Below are 17,604 nucleotides of genomic sequence, written 5' to 3'. Positions count from 1 at the left end.
CGTCAGCGCGCCGGCGAGCCCCCGAAGCCGAAACGATGCCACCAGGAGCGCGGCTGGAGATCACGCTCGTGCCCGTCGTCCAGCACCGCCAGGAAGCTCTCGCACCAGTGCTGCGCCGTGTTGGTGAAAACGCGCTCGCGCATCGCCTCGTGGCGCCGACGCCGCTCGTCCAGCGGCATGGCGACGGCGCGCGACAGGGCCCGGGAAATGTCGTCGGTGGAATAGGGATTGACGATCAGGGCTTCCGGCATCTCGGCCCAGGCACCGGCAAAGCGCGACAGGATCAGGACGCCGGGGTCCTCGGGGTCCTGCGCGGCGATGAACTCCTTGGCGACGAGATTCATGCCATCACGCAGCGGCGTCACCATGCAGATCTGCGCGGCGCGGTAGATGCCGGCCAGCGCCCTGCGCGTGAACCCGTTGACCATGATCTGGATCGGGTTCCAGTCGAGCGTCGCGAAGCGACCGTTGATGTTGCCGGCGAGCCCCTCCAGCTCGACGCGCAGCTCGGCATAGGCCTCCAGTTCGGAGCGCGACAGCGGAGCGACCTGAAGGAACTGCACGTTGCCGCGCTGCTCCGGCTCGTCCTCCAACAGCTGCTCGAAGCCGCGAAAGCGCTCCGGCAAGCCCTTGGAATAGTCCATCCGATCGACGCCGACGATCTGGTGACGGCCGCGCGAGATCTCGCGCACCATGGCCTCGTGCTCGCGCGCCTCGTCGGACTTGGCGAACTCGGCGAAGCCATGCGCATCAATGCCGATCGGAAAGGCGGAGGCGCGCACGATGCGCCCGTCCTGCGTGCGCACGCGGTCGCCGTCGATGTCTTCGGCGCCCAGTTCCTGCACGCAAAAGGCCACGAAATTGCGCCGGTCGCCCTCGGTCTGAAAGCCGACGACGTCATAGTCGAGCATGGCGCGCACGAGATCCTGGCTGCCCGGCAGGGCGGAAAGGAGGTCGGGGGGGCAGAAGGGAATGTGGAGAAAGAAGCCGAGCCGCCCGTCGTAGCGGCAGCGCCGAAGCTCCGTGCCCATGAAGAAGAAATGATAGTCGTGAATCCAGACGAGATCGTCCGGTGTCAGCAGCGGGCAGAGCCGTTCGGCGAAGCGCCGGTTCACGTCGCGATAAACGCGCGCCGTGGCCCGATCAAAGGAGGCGATGTCGAGCCGGTAATGCAGGAGCGGCCAGAGCGAGCGGTTGGCATAGCCGTAGTAGAACCCATCCAGCTCTTCCACGCTCATGTCGATCGTGGTCAGCGAGGTGTGGACGTGGGTCTCGATGCGATAGTCGCTGCTCGTCCCCTCCTCCGAGGTTTCCCCGCTCCAGCCGAACCACAATCCGCCGCGCCGGCGCAGGGCGTCGGCCAAGCCCACCGCGAGCCCTCCGGCCTTTCCCTCGTCGCTCAGCGGACCGACCCGGTTCGAGACGACGACGAGCCGCTGGTTGGTGTCGCCCATGGATGTCATTCCCCTTCGACTTCCTCGGAGGCCCCCGGCCTCCCGACGCCCAGCCAGCGGTGGACCGAATCCACCGAGGCGAGGCGATACTCCGCTTCGGTCGCCCCCTCGCCGACCTTCACCGAAATTCCTCCAAGCTTTCGCACGGCATAGAAGCCGAATTCGTCGGTCGTGTCGTCCCCGAGATAGATCGGCACGCGGCCCTGGAAGGGCGCATGAGCCATCAGGGCCTCGATCGCCTTGCCCTTGTCCATGCCGGCCAGATGCACCTCGACGATGTTGTCGCCCTTCATCACGGCAAAGCCGGGCTGCTCGTCCACGGCGGCCGAGACGAGGCGGATCGCCGCTTCCTGAAGCTCGGGATGGCCGCGATAATGGACGACAAGGGCGGTCTTCTTGTCTTCCAGCCGCAGGCGCGGCTCCTCAACGACGCCGGCCGAAAGCGCCACGCGCAAGGGGTCGAGCCCCTCCGGGCCGGCGAGCGGCACGACCGGCTCGCCCGGCCCGTCGCGCCGCTCCAGCCCATGCACACCGGCGGCGGCAAAGCGCAGCGGCCGCAGGAAATGGTCGAGATCAACGATGCGCCGGCCGCTGACCACGGCGAAGGCGCCCTCGCACGCGCCTTGGATTTCCCCGAGGCGCCGAACGGCCTCGGGGGAAAGGACGACCTTCGAGGGGTCGTCCACAAGGTCCACGAGCGTTCCGTCGAAGTCGATGAACAGCGCATGGCGGGCGGGGTCGATCGGGGGCGGAAGGTTCATGCCACCCGAGATAGGCCCTTTTGCCGATTCGGGAACATGGTTCCGCCAGAGAAAGGACGCCGTCTCGCCGCCCTTCTCCTGGCTGTCGCTCAGACCACAGGGGAGCCCAGCGCGCGCGACGCCTGCCGCCAAGCGCTGGCGATCTTGCCGTCATAGCCGTTGGCGGCAAAGCCCGGGCCGTTGTAGAGGCGCGCGAAGCCAGCCCAGTCCGCCCTCTCAAGCCGCTCCACGAAGGGGCCGGTTTTGAGAAAGCGCGCGACGATGTCGAACTGGCCCTCGGCCGACTGTCGCGCCCGCGTCGCCATCTCGCCCGCGCCGGCGAAGCCGAGCTTGCGCCAATGCGAGCCCATCACCTGCCCCAGACCCCAGGACGTCGCCTCGAAGGCCGCCTCGGCGTCGATCGCGGCCGCCTGCGACAGGAGACGCCAGCGCGCCTCCTGGCCCGCCGGGTTGCGGATCGCGCCCGCGCGCGGCGAGGACAGGCCCGCCAGCCGCGCGATACGGCGCTTGTCGCCGTCCAGCAGCCGGTCGAAATAATGCCCCTCGAAGCGGATCAGAGGCTCGCGCCGCTCGCCCACGGGCGCGAAGGCACGGGCGTTGGTCTCCACCAGAGAAGCGGCGACAAGCGCCGCTGCGCGGACGCCTCTTCGCGCTTCCACGGCCCGCGCGGCGTCCAGAACTTCGCTTGAGATCGACATGAAAATCCCCATCCGTTGAACGGCGGCCAGGATGGGGCCGCGCCAACGGAGGGGGACAAATCGGGGATAGATCATGAAAAGCTTGGCGCAGGCGCCAAGATCAAAGGCACCTGCGGCAGGGGTCGGATCAGGCGGCTTCCCGCTCGGCTTCCTTGCGCACGGCGTCCACCGGCTTCAACTCGCCGCGAACGGGCGTGCCGGAGGCCTTGTAGTCGCCCGCGACTTCCGCGGCGATCGTGTCGGCCGTGATGGCCGAAAGCGTCCAGCCGAGATGGCCGTGGCCGGTGTTGTAGTAGACGCCCTTGGCCTTGCCGCGGCCGACGCGGGGCAGCATGTCGGGCATCATGGGCCTGAGGCCCGCCCAGGGCACGACCGAGGCGGTGGACACGCCTGGAAAGCGGTAGCGGCACCAGTCCACCAGCGGCTTGATGCGTGCCATGCGAATGTCGCGGTTCTCGCCGGCGAACTCCGCCGTGCCGGCGATGCGCAGCCGGTCGCGGCCGAGGCGGCTGGTGACGATCTTGGCCTTGTCGTCAAGCAGAGAGACGAAGGGCGCGCCCTCCTGGCTGGCTTCGTCCTCGAGGTTCACGGTGATGGAATAGCCCTTCACGGGATAGACGTTGACCCGGTCGCCCAGCATGGCGGCGAAGCGACGCGAGGCGACGCCGGCGCAGATGACGGCGCCGTCGAAATCCTGCCGCGTGGCCTCGGCTTCCGTGCCCGCCTTGCGCGAGAACACGGCGACGCCCCCGCCCTCGCGGGTGGAAAGCTGCGTGATGTCAGCCTCGTAGCGGAAGGTGACGCCCTTGCGCGCGCAGGCGTCCGACAGGCGGCGGGTGTATTTGTGGATGTCGCCGGTGAAGTCGCTCTCGGTGAAGAAGCCGCCATGGAACGTGCCGGCGAGCGCCGGCTCGATCTCGTGAATGCCGGGATTGTCGAGGACGCGGCGTTCGAGACCGCCCTTCTTGTAGAGCTCGTTGACGCGCAGCGCGTTCTTGAACTCGGATTCGGTCTCGTAGACGTGCAGAATGCCGCGCTTCACGAGGTCGAACTCGAAGCCCTCGCGCTCGGCCATCTCGATGAGGTGGCGGCGGGCGGCGATCGCCATCTTCACGGTGGCGATCGTGTTCTCCTCGTAGGAGCGCGCGGCGAGCACGAACTCGGCCATCCAGGAGAGCTTGTGCCAGGAGGGGCTGGGATGGACGAGCAGAGGCGCGTCCTTCTTCAGCATCCACTTGATACCCTTGAGGAACGTCGCGGGCGAGTTCCAGACCTCGGCATTGGAGGCCGAAAGCTGGCCGCCATTGGCGAAGGAAGTTTCCATGGCCGAATAGGCGTTGCGGTCGAAGACCGTCACGTCGAGGCCCTGGGAAAGGAGCTTATAGGCAGTGGTCACGCCGGTGATGCCGGCGCCAATAACGGCAATGGAGGTCACGATTCTTCCTTCGCCCGAACATCTCGGGTCTGGTCGTGCCCCTCCGTCATTGGCCTGAGAGTTTCACGGAACCGGGATCATCCCCCGTTCCGCTTTCTCCTTCGGCGGACGGCCGCGCCAAGGCGCCGTCACTCTCCGGATGTGTTTTCGCGCCGAGCGGTCCTTTTGCCTGAGAGTTTCCGGGGCGGTTGCTCCTTCGGCGCCGGCCTTTCGGCCGGTCTCTCCCGCATGCGGCGATATGGACTTTAAGATACGCGACATCCCATGCCGCAGCAAGCACGAAGCGCCGGCATTTCCTGCCTCGATTCAGGCACCCTGCCTCCCAAAGCGGCAGGCACCTTACTCCCCGCGTGGGAAGCGCTGCGACTCCTCCAGAATGTTCAGGTCCATGTGGTTGCGCATGTAGCGCTCGGAGGCCTTCTGCAGCGGCTGGAAATCCCAGGGGTAATAGGCGCCGTTGCGCAGCGCCTCGTAGGTGACGTGGCGGCGCGCCTGGCTCTGGCGCACGTCCCGGTCGAAGCGGTCGAGATCCCAAAGCGATGCGGCGCGGGCGCGAAACGCCTCCAGAAATTCCCTCTGGGCGGGGTCGCCGGCGAGATCGCGCAGCTCCTTCGGATCGGCGTCGAGATCGAAGAGCTGATCCGGGTCGGCGGCGCAGCGCGTGTATTTCCAGCGCCCTTCGCGGATTGCCACCATGGGCGCGACCGATCCTTCCGCTGCATATTCCATCGGCACCGCCTCGCGTCGCTCGCCGCGCGCGACCGTGTCGAGCAGCGACACGCCGTCGATCCACTCGGCGCCCGAGCCGAGGTCGATGCCGGCGAGATCGGCCAGCGTCGGCAGCACGTCGAGGGTGGAGACCGGGGTTGGGAAAGCGCCGGGCGCAAGCCCGGGCGCGGCCACCATCAGCGGCACGCGCGCCGAGCCCTCGAAGAAGTTCATCTTGAACCAGAGACCACGCTCGCCCAGCATATCGCCATGGTCGGAGACAAAGAGGATCGCGGTGCTGTCCAGCATCCGTGTGGCGTCCAGCACCTCGATCAGCTCGCCCACCTTCTCGTCGATATAGGAGATGTTGGCGTAATAGGCCCGGCGCGAGCGGGCGATCATCTCGTCGGTGATGGCATAGTCGGCATCGTTGCAGGCCGTCATCAGGCGCTGCGAATGCGGGTCCTGCCGATCGAAGGGAATGCGCCCGACCTCGGGCAGGAGATGCGGCGCGTCCTCGTAGAGATCGAAGAAGCGGCGGCGCGCGACATAGGGGTCGTGCGGATGGGTGAAGGAAACGGTGAGGCAGAAGGGCCGCTCGTCCTGCGCGCGGCTGAGATCATAGAGCCGCGCTTTGGCATGATAGGCGACCTCGTCGTCATATTCGAGCTGGTTGGTGATCTCCGCCACGCCCGCGCCCGTCACCGAGCCGAGATTGTGATACCACCAGTCGATGCGCTCGCCGGGCTTGGTGTAGTCCGGCGTCCAGCCGAAATCGGCGGGGTAGACGTCGGTGGTCAGCCGCTCCTCGAACCCGTGAAGTTGGTCCGGCCCGACGAAGTGCATCTTGCCAGACAGAATGGTGCGATAGCCCGCGCGGCGCAGATAATGCGCGAAGGTCGGGATGTCGGAGGCGAACTCGGCGGCGTTGTCGTAGACGCGCGTCTTGGACGGCAGCTGCGCGCTCATGAACGAGGCGCGCGCCGGGGCGCAGAGCGGGCTCGCCGTATAGGTGTTGACGAAGCGGGCCGAGCGCGCCGCCAGCGCCTTGAGGTTCGGCGCGTGGAGAAAGGGCGCCGGCCCGTCGGGAAACAGCGTGCCGTTCAGCTGGTCCACCATGATGACGAGGATGTTGGGGCGGCGCGCGGCGGTCATGGCGGTCTTTCGGGCTTTCAGGACATGAAATCGGCGGCGCCCGGTGTGAGCGCCGCCGACAGGAATGGCAATGGCGTTCAGGCGCCGATCTTGGCCTTGACGGCGGCAAGGCCGGGCTGGCCGTCCAGCGTCGTGACGCCGGCAAGCCAGGGCTCCAGAACCCCCGGGTTCTTGGCGAGCCAGCTCTTGGCGGCCTTTTGCGGGTCGGTGCCCTCGGCCAGCGCCGCCATCATCTCGTTCTCCATGCCGATCTCGAAGCGCAGCTGCGAGAAGAGCTTGGCGGCGTTGGGGCAATCCGTGGCATAGCCCGTGCGCGCGAGGGTGAAGACCTCGGCGCCGCCGTAGTTCGGGCCGAAGAACTCGTCGGCGCCGGAGAGATAGGTGATGCCGATACTGTTCATGGGATGGGGCGCCCAGCCCAAGAACACGATCCAATCCTTGGAGCGGGCGGCGCGCTGAACCTGCGCCAGCATGCCCTGCTCGGAGGAATCCACTAGCTTCCAGCCCTTCAGCGCGTAGGCCGGCGCGTCGATCATCGACTGGATATTGGTGTTGGCCGGCGCGCCGGGCTCGATGCCGTAGATCTCGGACTTGAACTTGGCCGCGTTGGCGGCAAGATCCTTCACGTCCTTGACCCCGCCCTCGGCCACGTAGTTCGGCACGGCGAGCGTGAACTTGGCGCCTTCGAGATTGCGGGTCAGCACGTCGGCTGCCTTCTTGGCCTCCAGCTCGTCGCGGAACTTCTTCTGTGCCGGCATCCAGTTGCCGAGGAAGACGTCGGTCTGCTTGTTGGCGAGCGCCTGATAGCCCACCGGCACGCCGAGCGTCTCGACATCGGCCTTGTAGCCGAGACCCTCGAGCACGACGCTGGCCAGGGCGTTGGTGGAGGTGATGTCGCTCCAGCCGGGGTCCGACAGGCGCACGGTCTGGCAAGCGGGCGCATCGGCCGCAAAAGCCGCACCGGCCAGCGAGGCGGAAGCGCAAAGGGCGGCGAGAAACGCGCGGGCGGGGCGAATCATGGGCGGTCTCCTTGTGGGCCATTCATGGGCCGTGTCGCCACGCGGCGACGCTCACCCGCATCAGGACCGAGTGCGCGGCGCCTTTCAAGGTCATTTCGATCGCTTATGACCGGCCGGCGGGGATTTGCCGCTCTTGCGCAAGCGCTTCGTCGCATCCGGAACAGGATCGAATCGAATGCCGCTCATGTGGCGGAGCCCGCCGCCTTTCTCCCCGCTCCGCGCGAGGCTAGGGTCGCGGCTGGACGTGGACGGGAGCCGAACGGTGGACGACGCAAGCATCGAGGAGATGTTCGAAGGGCTCGGCCCGGTCGGCATTCGCCGCATGTTCGGCGGCAAGGGCATCTACCGCGACGGGCTGATCGTGGCGATCGATCTGGCGGACGAGATCCTGCTGAAGGCCGACGCCGTCAGCGCGCCGCTTTTCGCCGCTGCCGGGGCGCGGCAGTGGAGCTACGAGGGCAAGGCGGGAAAGCCTGTGCTCATGCCCTACTGGTCCATCCCGGACGAGGCGCTGGACGACCCGGAAAGCCTGATGACATGGGTTCGCCTCGCCTTCGAGGCAGCCTTGCGCGCAGAGGCCGCCAAGCCCAAGACGCCGCGTCGTCGAAAGCCCGACTCAGGGCTTTAGCCTTGACGCTTGATCCAGCGAGGGATCGTCCGCCGAGCGCGGCAGGAAGCGGCGGGTGCGCCGCTTGAACCCGTCGAGATAGGTCAGCACCACCGGCACGAAGATCAGCGTCAGCACGGTGGAGGAGATGAGGCCGCCGATGACGGCATGGGCCATGGGCGCGCGCTGCGCCCCGCCTTCGCCAAGGCCCAGCGCCAGAGGCAGCATGCCGAAGATCATGGCGAGCGTCGTCATCACGATGGGCCGCAGGCGCACCGCGCCCGCCTCCGCCAGACTGTCGCGCAGCGACAGGCCCCTGCCCCGCGCCTGGTTGGAATAGTCCACCAGGAGAATGGCGTTCTTTGTCACGAGGCCCATCAGCATGATGAAGCCGATGATCGAGAAGATGTTGAGCGTCGAGCCCGTGGCGAAGAGGGCCAGCAGAACGCCGATCAGCGAGAGCGGCAGCGACATCATGATCGCCACCGGCTGGAGGAAGGAGCCGAACTGCGAGGCGAGGATGAGATAGATGAAGATCACCGCCAGCCCCAGCGCCTGGACGGCGTAGCCCGTGCTTTCCACCATGTTCTCCGCGTCGCCGCCGAAGGAGACGCGGTACCCCGCCGGCAGCTGGAGCTTGGCGATCTCCTTTTGCAGATCGGCCGTGACCTCGCCCAAGGCCCGGCCCGAGACGTTGGCGGAAATGCGCACCTCGCGCTGCAGGTCGCGCCGGTTGATGGAACTGGCGGCCACGCTGTCCACGACATCGGCCACTTGGTCGAGCGCCACGGTGACCGGGCGGTTCTCGGCGTCGCGCCGACCCGTGGCGATGGTCAGCGCGCGAAGCTGCTCAGCGCGGGCGCGCCCTTCCTCGGGCAGGCGCACCATGACATCGTAGGTCTCACCGTCCGGCGCATTCCAGACCGAGACGGCATCCCCCGCCACCAGCGGGCGCAGCGTGTCGCCGATCTCGGTCAGCGTGATGCCGAGATCGCTCGCCGCCTCGCGCCGCACCCGCACGGCCAGCGTCGGCTGCTCGTCCTCGATCGAGGACTCCACCTCGATCGCGCCGGGAATGGCGCGCAGCGCCATGGTGAGCTGGTCCGACAGGCGCTTCAGCTCGGCCGGGCTTTCGCCAAGCACCGAGAATTGCAGCGGCTTGGACGAAGCCCCGCCACCGCCTCCCCCGCCCATGGAACTCTGATTGAGCGAGACGGTGAGCCCGGCGATGCGCGACAGGCGCGGGCGCAGGGGCTCGATCAGTTCGGCGGTGGAGCGCGTGCGCTCCGCGATCGGCTTCAGCGTTACGGCGATGCTCGCCGCGTTGTAGCCGCGCGAGCCGCCGGAATTGATCGTGGAATAGGTGGTGGCGACTTCGGGCAGCGTGCGCAGCACGGCCTCGACCTGGCCCACCTTCATCGCGGTGTAGTCGAGCGAGGAACCTTCCGGCGCCTCCAGCGACACGCTGAACTCGCCATTGTCGCCCTCGGGCAGGAACTCCGCGCCGATGCGCGGCACCAGCATCAGGCTTCCCACGAAGATCGCGAGCGTCACTGCCACGGTCAGGATGCGATGGCGGAAGCTCCAGCGGATAATGCCGGCATAGGCGCCCGACAGGCGCTCGAAGCCGCGGTCGAAGCGCGCCACCAGACGGCCGACCGGCCCGCGCTTGGCGCCCGCATGGGCGTGCGGGTCGTACCAGACGCTGGAGAGCATCGGATCGAGCGTGAAGGACACGAAGAGCGAGATGAGAACGGCCACCGAGACGGTGACGCCGAACTGGAGGAAGAAGCGCCCGATGATGCCGCCCATGAAGGCGACGGGCAGGAAGACGGCGACGATCGAAAGCGTCGTCGCCAGAACCGCAAGGCCGATCTCGTTCGTGCCGTCGAGCGCCGCCTGACGATGGCTCTTGCCCATGGCGAGATGGCGCGTGATGTTCTCGCGCACCACGATCGCGTCGTCGATCAGGATGCCGATGGCGAGCGAGAGCGCCAGCAGCGTCATCGTGTTCAGCGTGAAGCCGAAGGCATGGACCACCGCGAAGGTGCCGATCACCGAGATCGGCAGGGTGAGCCCGGTGATGACCGTGGAGCGCCAGGAATTGAGGAACAGGAAGACGATGGCGACCGTCAGGCAGGCGCCCTCGATCAGCGTGCGCTGCACCTCGGAAACCTGGGCCGAGATGGCGCGGGAATTGTCGCGCGAGACCGCGAGCTCGAAGCCCTGCGGCCCGAGTTCCGCCTGGAGCTTACCGATTTCGGCGCGCAGCGCGTTCGCGACCTCCACCGTGTTGGCGCCCTGCACCTTCACCACATCGACGCCCAGCGCTTGCACGCCGTTGCGCGCCGCGCGGCTGGTCAGTTCCGCCCCGCCCTCGCGCACGGTGGCGAGGTCGGCAAGATAGATCGGCGCGCCGCCCTCGCTCGCGACGATGATTCGCTCGAAGCCGGCGACATCGCCGATCCGCCCCTCTACCGTCACGGTGCGCTGGTCGATACCGGAAATGAGCGAGCCAGCGGCGATGTCCTGGTTCTCACGCCGGATGGCGGTGAGCACCGCCGAGGTGCCGACGCCCAGCGCCTCCATGCGCTCGGGATCGAGCAGGATCTGGATCTGCCGCTTGGCGCCGCCGATAATGGCAGTCTGGCCGACGCCGGTGACGACATTCAGCCGCTTGGTGACGATCTGGTCGGCGATCGTGGTGATTTCGGTCAGCGAATGCGTGGCCGAGGACATGGCGAGCGACAGGATCGGCTGGTCGTCCGGGTTGAAGCGGGTGACCTGCGGCGTGTCCACCGCGTCGGCGAAGCCCGCCTCAAGGCGCGAAACGCGGTCGCGCACCTCCTGCGCCGCGACGCCGGAATTGGTTTCCAGCGTGAACTCGACGATGACGAGCGAGCGGCCCTCGTAGGTCTGCGAGGAGACCGTATCGACGCCGCCGATCGTGTTCACCGCCTGCTCGATCGGGCGCGTCACCTCCGATTCCACCGTCTCGGGCGAGGCGCCGGTATAGGTGGTGGAGACCACCACCACCGGCAGGTCCACCTGCGGAAACTGCTCGACGCCCAGCCGGGAATAGCCGAACAGGCCGATCACGACGATCGCCGCCATCATCATCGTCGCGAAGACGGGATGGCCGACGCTGATGCGGGTGAGGAACATGGGTTAACCCAAATCCGCGATGGAGACTTCCACGTCGGGCTTGAGGTCGGGCAGCGGCGCGGTGACGACGACGTCGCCTTCCGCCACACCGCGCGCCACCTCCACCAGACCCCGGTCGGCGAAGTCCGCGCCGAGTTGCACGGGCTGACGATGGAGCCGGCCGCCCCGCGCGGCGAGAACGAAGGCGCCCTCCTCGTCGCGACGAATGGCCCCGGCGGGAAGCGCGATCACATCGGGAAAGGACTCGACCTCGACCTCGCCCGTGGCGAAGAGGCCGCCGCGCAGGAGACCTTCGCCGTTGGGCACGCTGAGATAGACGCGCACGGCGCGCGAGCCGGCGACGGCGACCGGCGCGATGCGCGCCACGCGCGCTTCCACGGTCCGGCCGGAAGAGCCCTCGACCCGCATATGGGCGGTCTGGCCGAGGCGCACGTCGGCGATCCGGCTGGTCGGCACCAGCGCCTCGATCTCCATCTCGCTGAGGTCCACGACCTTGAAGAGCTGGGTGTTGACCGGCACGCTCTGCCCCGGCTCTACCGAGCGCTCCGACACGATGCCGGCAAAGGGCGCCTTGACCTCGGCATCGCTCAGCGACTTGCGGGCGTCAGCGACGCCCGCTTCCAGCCCACGCACCTCGGCCTCCAGCCCCAGAAGCTCGGCCTCGGCCTGCAGCAGCGTCGCCTCGGAGGAGATGCCGGCCGAGCCGAGCCGCCGGCTGCGCTCCAGCGTCGAGGCCGCAAGCCGCCGCTGCGCCTGTTTGGCTTCCAGCGTCGCCTCCTGCGCGGCGAGCGCGGACCGCAGCACCACCGTGTCGAAGCGCGCGATCACCTCGCCGGCCTCGACCTCCTGCCCCACCTCGGCACCGACTTCGGCCAACTGACCGGAGACCTGCGCGTTGACGGCGCCGACGCGCCGGGGCTCCGCCGAGCCGGACACGCGCACTGTGCGGGTCAGCGTCTGCGGCGCGACCTTCGCGACCTCCGCCCCGGCCAGTTCAACGCTCTGCGGCGGCGCCACCGTCGAGGCCACCGCCTGAGGCGCGGCCGGCGAAGTCTCGCGCGCGCGGCTCCAGCCAATCGCCCCAGCGACGCCGCCGGCGAGAAGAAGAACGATCAGACCTGTGCGGAGCCTTCCGGCCATGCCAATTCAACCCAAAACTCAAATGTGCAACTTATCGTCTAGCCGGAAAGAACGGCCGTGGCATGACGTGGCGGTTACGAAACATTGCGTCAACGCCCGGGGGCGCAAAACGACTTGCGGCATCATGGCGGCCCGCCTTGCTTCGGATTCTAAGGGGCTACCGATGACGCGGGCGTTCCGCGCGCCATAATCTCCAGAAGCGGGGCCTTTCGGAAACGCCAAGCGTCATGGCACGTCACGGGGCTGGCCTCGGCCGTTCCCGACCATTCGAGACTAGCGGAGAACGATCGGCGGATGGCATCCCTGGAGGCGGAGATACGCGAGACCGCCCGTGCCCCCGCGCGCGGCCCCGACAGGCTCGGCCTTCTCCTGGCCGGCCTCGGCGCCGTGGCGCTCGCGGTTCTGCCCTTCGCCACCTTTCGCGCCAATCGCATCGTGCCCGGCCAGGGGCGTGGCTTGTTCGAAGCGATCGCGCCCTCCTTCGCCTGGCCTCTCGCCCTGGCGCTCGGCCTCGTCGCCCTTGTGGCGCTCTGGCGCAGCCCGCCGGTTCTTCGCCTCGTGGCGGCGCTGGCGGGCCTTGGTCTGGTGCTGGTCGGGCTGGGCCTCGCGCCGGCGCATCTGACACCCGCCGGCAACACCTATGCCCGCGTCGCGCCCGGTTCGGGCTTCTGGCTGCTCGTCTTCGCCCTGGCTCTGCTCGCGACCGACGCCTTGGCGCGGCTGCGCCCGCCGCCGCTTCTGCGCGTCGCTCTGCTCGCCGCCGCCGCGCTCGCGCTTTTCGCCCTGTTCCGGCTCGGCCTGTGGGACGATCTGTCGGTGATGAAGGAATATCGCCCGCGCGCCGACGCCTTCGCGCGCGAACTCGGCACCCATGCGGTTCTGGCGCTCGGCTCGCTTCTGGCGGCGGTCGCGGTCGGCCTGCCGCTCGGCATTCTCTGCCATCGCGCCGCCGTGATGCGTGAGCCCGTGCTCGGGCTTCTCAACATCGTTCAGACGATTCCCTCCATCGCCTTGTTCGGCCTCCTGATCGCGCCGCTCGGCTGGGTGGCGCTGAACGTGCCGGGCGCGCGGACGCTCGGCATCGCCGGTATCGGCGCGGCGCCCGCCCTGGTGGCACTGTTTCTCTATTCTCTCCTGCCTATGGTGGCGAACACCGTCGCGGGCCTCGCCGCCGTGCCCTTTGCGGCGCACGACGCGGCGCGCGGCCTCGGTATGACGGCCGGCCAGCGCCTGTTTCGCGTCGAGTTGCCGTTAGCTCTGCCGGTGATCCTGACGGGCGTGCGCATCACGCTGGTCCAGAATATCGGTCTTGCCACCGTCGCGGCGCTGATCGGCGGCGGCGGGCTCGGGGTCTTCGTTTTCCAGGGCCTCGGGCAGACGGCAATGGACCTTGTCCTGCTCGGCGCGCTGCCCACCGTCGCCCTTGCCTTCTCGGCCGCCGTCCTGCTCGACGCCGCCGTCGAGCTCGTCCAGATACCCCAGACCCAAGGATCGTCCGCATGATCGAATTTCGCGACGTCTCGAAAGTCTATGACGGCAAGGCGGTGGTGGATCACGTCAGCCTCGTGGTCGAGCCGCGCACGATCTGCACGATCGTCGGCGCCTCCGGCTCGGGCAAGACCACGCTCATGCGCATGGTCAACCGGATGACCGAGCCGAGCTCCGGTCAGGTGCTGATCGACGGCGAGGACAATCGCTCGATCGACGGACCGGAGCTGCGCCGGCGCATCGGCTACGTCATCCAGAACCACGGGCTGTTTCCGCATCGCACCGTGGCCGAGAACATCGCGACCGTGCCCAACCTCCTGAAATGGGAGCGGCCGCGCGTCGAGGCGCGGGTGGAGGAACTTCTTCATCTCTTCGGGCTGGCGCCCAAGGACTATGCCGCGCGCTACCCGCACCAGCTCTCCGGCGGCCAGCAGCAGCGCGTCGGCGTCGCCCGCGCGCTCGCCGCCAAGCCTGCCATCCTCCTGATGGACGAGCCCTTCGGAGCGCTCGACCCGATCATCCGCGCCCGCGCGCAGGCCGATCTCCTGGCCGTGCAGAAGGCGACCGGCACGACCGTCGTCCTCGTTACCCACGATATGGAAGAGGCCGTTCATCTCGGCCACCGCATCGCCGTGATGGAAGGCGGGCGGCTGCGCCAATGCGCCTCGCCGGCCGAGATCCTGGCCCGCCCGGCCGACAGCTATGTCGAGGAGATGCTGGGCGCCAACGATCGCGCCTTCAAGCTTCTGTCGCTCGGCACGCTCGCCGATCTCGTGGAGCCGGGCGCTGCCTCCGGCGCGCCGCTCAGCACAGACACCAACCGGCGAGACGCGCTGGCCGACCTTCTCTGGTCCAACCGGGGCGCGGCGCCGGTGACCGATGCCTCGGGCCGGCTTCTGGGCATCGTGCGCACCTCGGCGCTGCTTCGCTCCGCCGCGAGGCCCGCTTCGTGACACGTCTCCTGGCGCGGCTCTGGCGCCTCGCCCTCCTGGCCTTGCTTCTGGCTTTCCTCGTTCGGCCCGGTCTCTACGAGCCGCTGCTGCGACCGCTGACGAAAAACGGCGCGCCGGCGATCTACGACAAGGGAGACCTTCTCGCACTCACCCTGTCGCATCTGAAGATCACGGGCCTCGCGACGCTCGCCGCCGCCTGCCTCGCCGTCTCGATGGCGATCTTCGTCACGCGCCGAGCGGGGGCGGAGTTCATTCCCCTGTCGCGCTCGGTGGTCAATATAGGCCAGACCTTTCCGCCCGTCGCCGTTCTGGCGCTGGCCGTGCCGGGTATCGGCTTCGGCGAGGCGCCGACCCTCGTCGCCCTCTTCCTCTATGGTCTCCTGCCGATCTTCGAGACCACGATCGCCGGTCTCACTGGCGTGCCCCGGCCGGTGCTGGAAGCGGCGCGCGGCGTCGGCATGACACCCTGGCAGCGCCTCGTGCGCGTCGAACTCCCCCTCGCCCTGCCGCTCGTCGTCGCCGGCCTGCGCCTTTCGGCGGTGATCGGCCTCGGCACGGCGACCATCGGCTCGACGGTGGGCGCCCGCACTCTGGGCGAAGTGGTGATCGCCGGCCTCCTGTCGGACAATCTCGCCTTCGTCGTGCAGGGGGGCGCGATCGTCGGCGCCCTCGCCGTTCTCCTCAACGACACGCTCGCCTGGCTCGAACGCCGCCTCGCCCGCGCCATCTGAACCCCACTCGCGAGGCCAAACGAGCCGCCAAGCTCAAGATCGCACCTTGCCTGCCCCGCCGTCCTCCTGTAAGGAGTTTAGCGCGTCCCGAGCCAGCCTCGGAACGCGGCCGTCAGGTCAGGCACCCGTAGCTCAGCTGGATAGAGTGTCGCCCTCCGAAGGCGAAGGTCACAGGTTCGAATCCTGTCGGGTGCGCCAACAAATTCGATCAGTTTGGTATAGAGCCGCGAACCGGTACATCATCAACCCATATGGGATTGTTGGGCGGTCCGGGGTCGCTTTCAGCGCTTAGCTGATACGCTTTTAAAGTGTCACAGGCGGCGCCTCTACCAGCTCGTTCGGCCAGTGAAACCTCATCAGGACTGCTGGGCTCCGAGCGGGATCGCCGCGATCCCCATCGCCACGCTTGATCCACCCAGCGTGTGGCGCCTCCAGCGGCCCTCCCGCTTACCGGGTCCCGGTCCCCGTATCGCTCACTCTGCCGCAATCGGCGGGATCGCGAGCGAACTGATCTCAGCGATGGACTGAAGTTCGCCCAAGTACTCTTGTCGGTGAAGGCTCAGCCAACGCACGATCCGCGCGTTGCCGAGCAGCTTTGCGACGTAGCCCTTGGCGACGGTGAGGTGCAGGTTGTCGATGCTATAGGTTTCTTCAACCGACTTTACCTGCGTTTGCAGGCTGGCCAGTTCTCGTTCCATCCGTGCGATTTGCCCAGCAGCGGCTGCCGACGCGCCGCCAAGTTTCGGCTTTCGAAGTTGGACGAGTTGCTTTTCCGGCGTCGCGACCAGGAGCGCTTTGGCGAACACGACGCTGAAGTTGTTCTGCCCGATCATCAGCTCGGCCGCCTCGATCTGACGCGCCGGCATCATGCGCCGCAGTTGATCGAAGACCGCACCAGGACAGATCGTATCCTTCAACAGCTCAACCGCTGCCGCACAGATACCGTTCAGCATGCGGAACTTGCGACGAACGGATACGACCTCGATACTCAACGCCTCCGCAATCAACTCTTCAGGCACGCCTCGCTTGACGGCAAGCGCGATCATCTTGTGCTCTTGAACGGCGGCCAAGCGATTGATCCGCTTGTTATAGGTGTAGCCTTCGTCGTCGGTGGATACGAGACATTCGACCTCCGTCTGACCAAGATCCTTCAGCGCTTCCACGCGAATATGGCCATCGAGCAGGAAGTAGGTACCGGGATGACCTGGATCGGGCGCAATCGCCGGCGGCTCGACGAGACCGATCATCTTCACGGACGCGAGGATCTGAGCGTATTTGCGACTTTCCTTCATACCTGGACGGAAGGTGCGCAACGGTACCAACCTGTCTAGAGGAACGATGATCGTCTCACGTTCGAAACCGAGCCGAACACCGCCATCGTCGTTGACGCTTGGATCGTCTGCGTCTTTCTCCCGGCTCATGCTGCATCTCCCGCGATGCGTTTCGCCAAGGCACGCGGCATCGTCTCCAGGTGCTCCGCTCGCAGCAGTGTCACGAACCCGTCGTCAGACAGGAGGTCCTTGAGCGCTTCCACGAGAAACAGGAGCTTGGCGTGTGTGAAGTCGGACTTTTTGGCGATCAGACGCTGCTTCTCGGCTTCGCGCTGATAGATCTGCATGAGATCGGCAACGGTCAGACGGCGCGACTTGCTCCGCTTTCCTCCGAGAGGGTTATCCCGCACCGCTGCCGTTCGCATCCGACGATCGAGCAGCCGACGAAGGATGCCGACCTTCCTGCCTTTGATCTTTCCGGCAGCGCAGGCTTCCGTGAGGATATCCTGCGCCTCCGACGAACCCGCTCTTGCGATATCGATCGCGAAGCTCACCGGGATCAGGCCGGTCTCGACCGCCGCGACCAGCTTTTCTTCGCCGCGATCGAGCAGCGTGGTGATCATGTTGACCCAACCCGCCGAGACCCCGATCTTGCGGCCAATCTCGACATCGTTGTAACCGCGCTTTTGTAAGCTACCGATCTCGCCCATGAGGTCGACCGGTCGATGCTGCCGCCGTGCTATATTCTCGACAAGGCTCATGACAAGGCATTCGGTCTCGGTTGAGTCGGCAACGAATGCTGGAGCCTCCCTCTCGCCCAGCATGCGAAGGGCTTCCAGGCGGCCCTCACCACAGATCAGGCCATAGCGCTCGACCCCGTCCTCGATATAGCGTCTGACCTTGATCGGGCGCTTCAGACCGATCGCCTCGATGTTGTCGACGATCTCCTTGTGCTGGCGCTTGTTGCGCGATCGGGTGTTCAGGACGGTGATACGCGCGATCGGGATCATCTCGATCCG

14 protein-coding genes, 1 tRNA gene and 1 riboswitch are annotated in these 17,604 nt (G+C 67.2%); of the genes, 5 read left to right on the top strand and 10 right to left on the bottom strand.

The features are described 5' to 3' along the window. Positions 1-2: 2 nt before the first annotated feature. From AUL32_RS03140 to choX, 6 genes are all read right to left on the bottom strand, one after another. Positions 3-1,454 carry an alpha,alpha-trehalose-phosphate synthase (UDP-forming) gene (locus AUL32_RS03140; protein WP_062111689.1) on the bottom strand — a complete coding sequence of 484 codons (1,452 nt, stop codon included), beginning with the start codon at positions 1,452-1,454 and terminating at the stop codon, positions 3-5. 5 nt (positions 1,455-1,459) lie between these two features. Further along, the gene (gene otsB, locus AUL32_RS03135) at positions 1,460-2,215 is read right to left on the bottom strand and encodes a trehalose-phosphatase (RefSeq protein WP_062111723.1); all 756 of its coding nucleotides are present in this window, start codon (positions 2,213-2,215) and stop codon (positions 1,460-1,462) included. 89 nt (positions 2,216-2,304) lie between these two features. Then, positions 2,305-2,913 (bottom strand): N-acetylmuramidase domain-containing protein, encoded by a 609-nt coding sequence (locus AUL32_RS03130; RefSeq protein ID WP_062111687.1) that lies wholly within the window; start codon positions 2,911-2,913, stop codon positions 2,305-2,307. Positions 2,914-3,040: 127 nt separating this feature from the next. Beyond that, positions 3,041-4,348: a D-amino acid dehydrogenase gene (locus AUL32_RS03125; RefSeq protein ID WP_062111685.1), complete on the bottom strand. Its 1,308-nt coding sequence runs from the start codon at positions 4,346-4,348 to the stop codon at positions 3,041-3,043. A 147-nt stretch (positions 4,349-4,495) separates the two neighbouring features. Next, positions 4,496-4,585, bottom strand: a riboswitch (glycine riboswitch). Between the two features lie 102 nt (positions 4,586-4,687). Then, positions 4,688-6,211 (bottom strand): choline-sulfatase, encoded by a 1,524-nt coding sequence (gene betC, locus AUL32_RS03120; RefSeq protein WP_062111683.1) that lies wholly within the window; start codon positions 6,209-6,211, stop codon positions 4,688-4,690. 77 nt (positions 6,212-6,288) lie between these two features. After that, a complete protein-coding gene (gene choX, locus AUL32_RS03115; protein ID WP_062111681.1) occupies positions 6,289-7,230 on the bottom strand; it encodes a choline ABC transporter substrate-binding protein in 942 nt (313 codons plus the stop codon). 262 nt (positions 7,231-7,492) lie between these two features. On the opposite strand from choX, the gene AUL32_RS03110 reads away from it, so the two are divergent. Next, complete coding sequence (locus AUL32_RS03110; RefSeq protein WP_062111679.1) at positions 7,493-7,858, top strand: TfoX/Sxy family protein; 366 nt, start codon at positions 7,493-7,495, stop codon at positions 7,856-7,858. On the opposite strand, the gene AUL32_RS03105 is transcribed toward AUL32_RS03110, so the two are convergent. Then, positions 7,847-11,002 carry an efflux RND transporter permease subunit gene (locus AUL32_RS03105; RefSeq protein WP_062111677.1) on the bottom strand — a complete coding sequence of 1,052 codons (3,156 nt, stop codon included), beginning with the start codon at positions 11,000-11,002 and terminating at the stop codon, positions 7,847-7,849. The two genes, AUL32_RS03110 and AUL32_RS03105, sit on opposite strands and share 12 nt — an antisense overlap. Positions 11,003-11,005: 3 nt before the next feature. Further along, entirely contained in the window at positions 11,006-12,142 is a 1,137-nt protein-coding gene (locus AUL32_RS03100; RefSeq protein ID WP_062111675.1) for an efflux RND transporter periplasmic adaptor subunit, read from the bottom strand. A 294-nt stretch (positions 12,143-12,436) separates the two neighbouring features. Here AUL32_RS03100 and AUL32_RS03095 point away from each other — a divergent pair, with 294 nt between their 5' ends. The 4 genes from AUL32_RS03095 to AUL32_RS03080 all read left to right on the top strand — a co-directional run bounded on the left by AUL32_RS03095 (position 12,437) and on the right by AUL32_RS03080 (position 15,512). Further along, positions 12,437-13,645: an ABC transporter permease gene (locus AUL32_RS03095; protein ID WP_062111673.1), complete on the top strand. Its 1,209-nt coding sequence runs from the start codon at positions 12,437-12,439 to the stop codon at positions 13,643-13,645. Continuing rightward, positions 13,642-14,583, top strand: coding sequence for an ABC transporter ATP-binding protein (locus AUL32_RS03090; RefSeq protein ID WP_061974812.1), 942 nt, complete (start codon positions 13,642-13,644; stop codon positions 14,581-14,583). Before AUL32_RS03095 ends, AUL32_RS03090 begins: the two co-directional genes overlap by 4 nt. Beyond that, positions 14,580-15,314: an ABC transporter permease gene (locus AUL32_RS03085; RefSeq protein ID WP_062111671.1), complete on the top strand. Its 735-nt coding sequence runs from the start codon at positions 14,580-14,582 to the stop codon at positions 15,312-15,314. The genes AUL32_RS03090 and AUL32_RS03085 overlap by 4 nt, the downstream gene beginning before the upstream one ends. Before the next feature lie 121 nt (positions 15,315-15,435). After that, positions 15,436-15,512 (top strand) — tRNA-Arg (locus AUL32_RS03080). Positions 15,513-15,787: 275 nt separating this feature from the next. Here the strand turns inward: AUL32_RS03080 and AUL32_RS03075 are convergent. Together AUL32_RS03075 and AUL32_RS03070 are read right to left on the bottom strand one after the other, a co-directional pair. Further along, entirely contained in the window at positions 15,788-16,735 is a 948-nt protein-coding gene (locus tag AUL32_RS03075) for a plasmid partitioning protein RepB C-terminal domain-containing protein (RefSeq protein ID WP_062111669.1), read from the bottom strand. Further along, positions 16,732-17,595: a ParB/RepB/Spo0J family partition protein gene (locus AUL32_RS03070; RefSeq protein WP_202814372.1), complete on the bottom strand. Its 864-nt coding sequence runs from the start codon at positions 17,593-17,595 to the stop codon at positions 16,732-16,734. The genes AUL32_RS03075 and AUL32_RS03070 overlap by 4 nt, the downstream gene beginning before the upstream one ends. Positions 17,596-17,604: the final 9 nt, after the last annotated feature.

The sequence above is a fragment of the Aureimonas sp. AU40 genome, from assembly GCF_001463785.1.
Taxonomy (GTDB): domain Bacteria; phylum Pseudomonadota; class Alphaproteobacteria; order Rhizobiales; family Rhizobiaceae; genus Aureimonas.
Note: the sequence above shows the minus strand (reverse complement) of the source record. Positions and strands in the feature narration are given on the sequence as shown.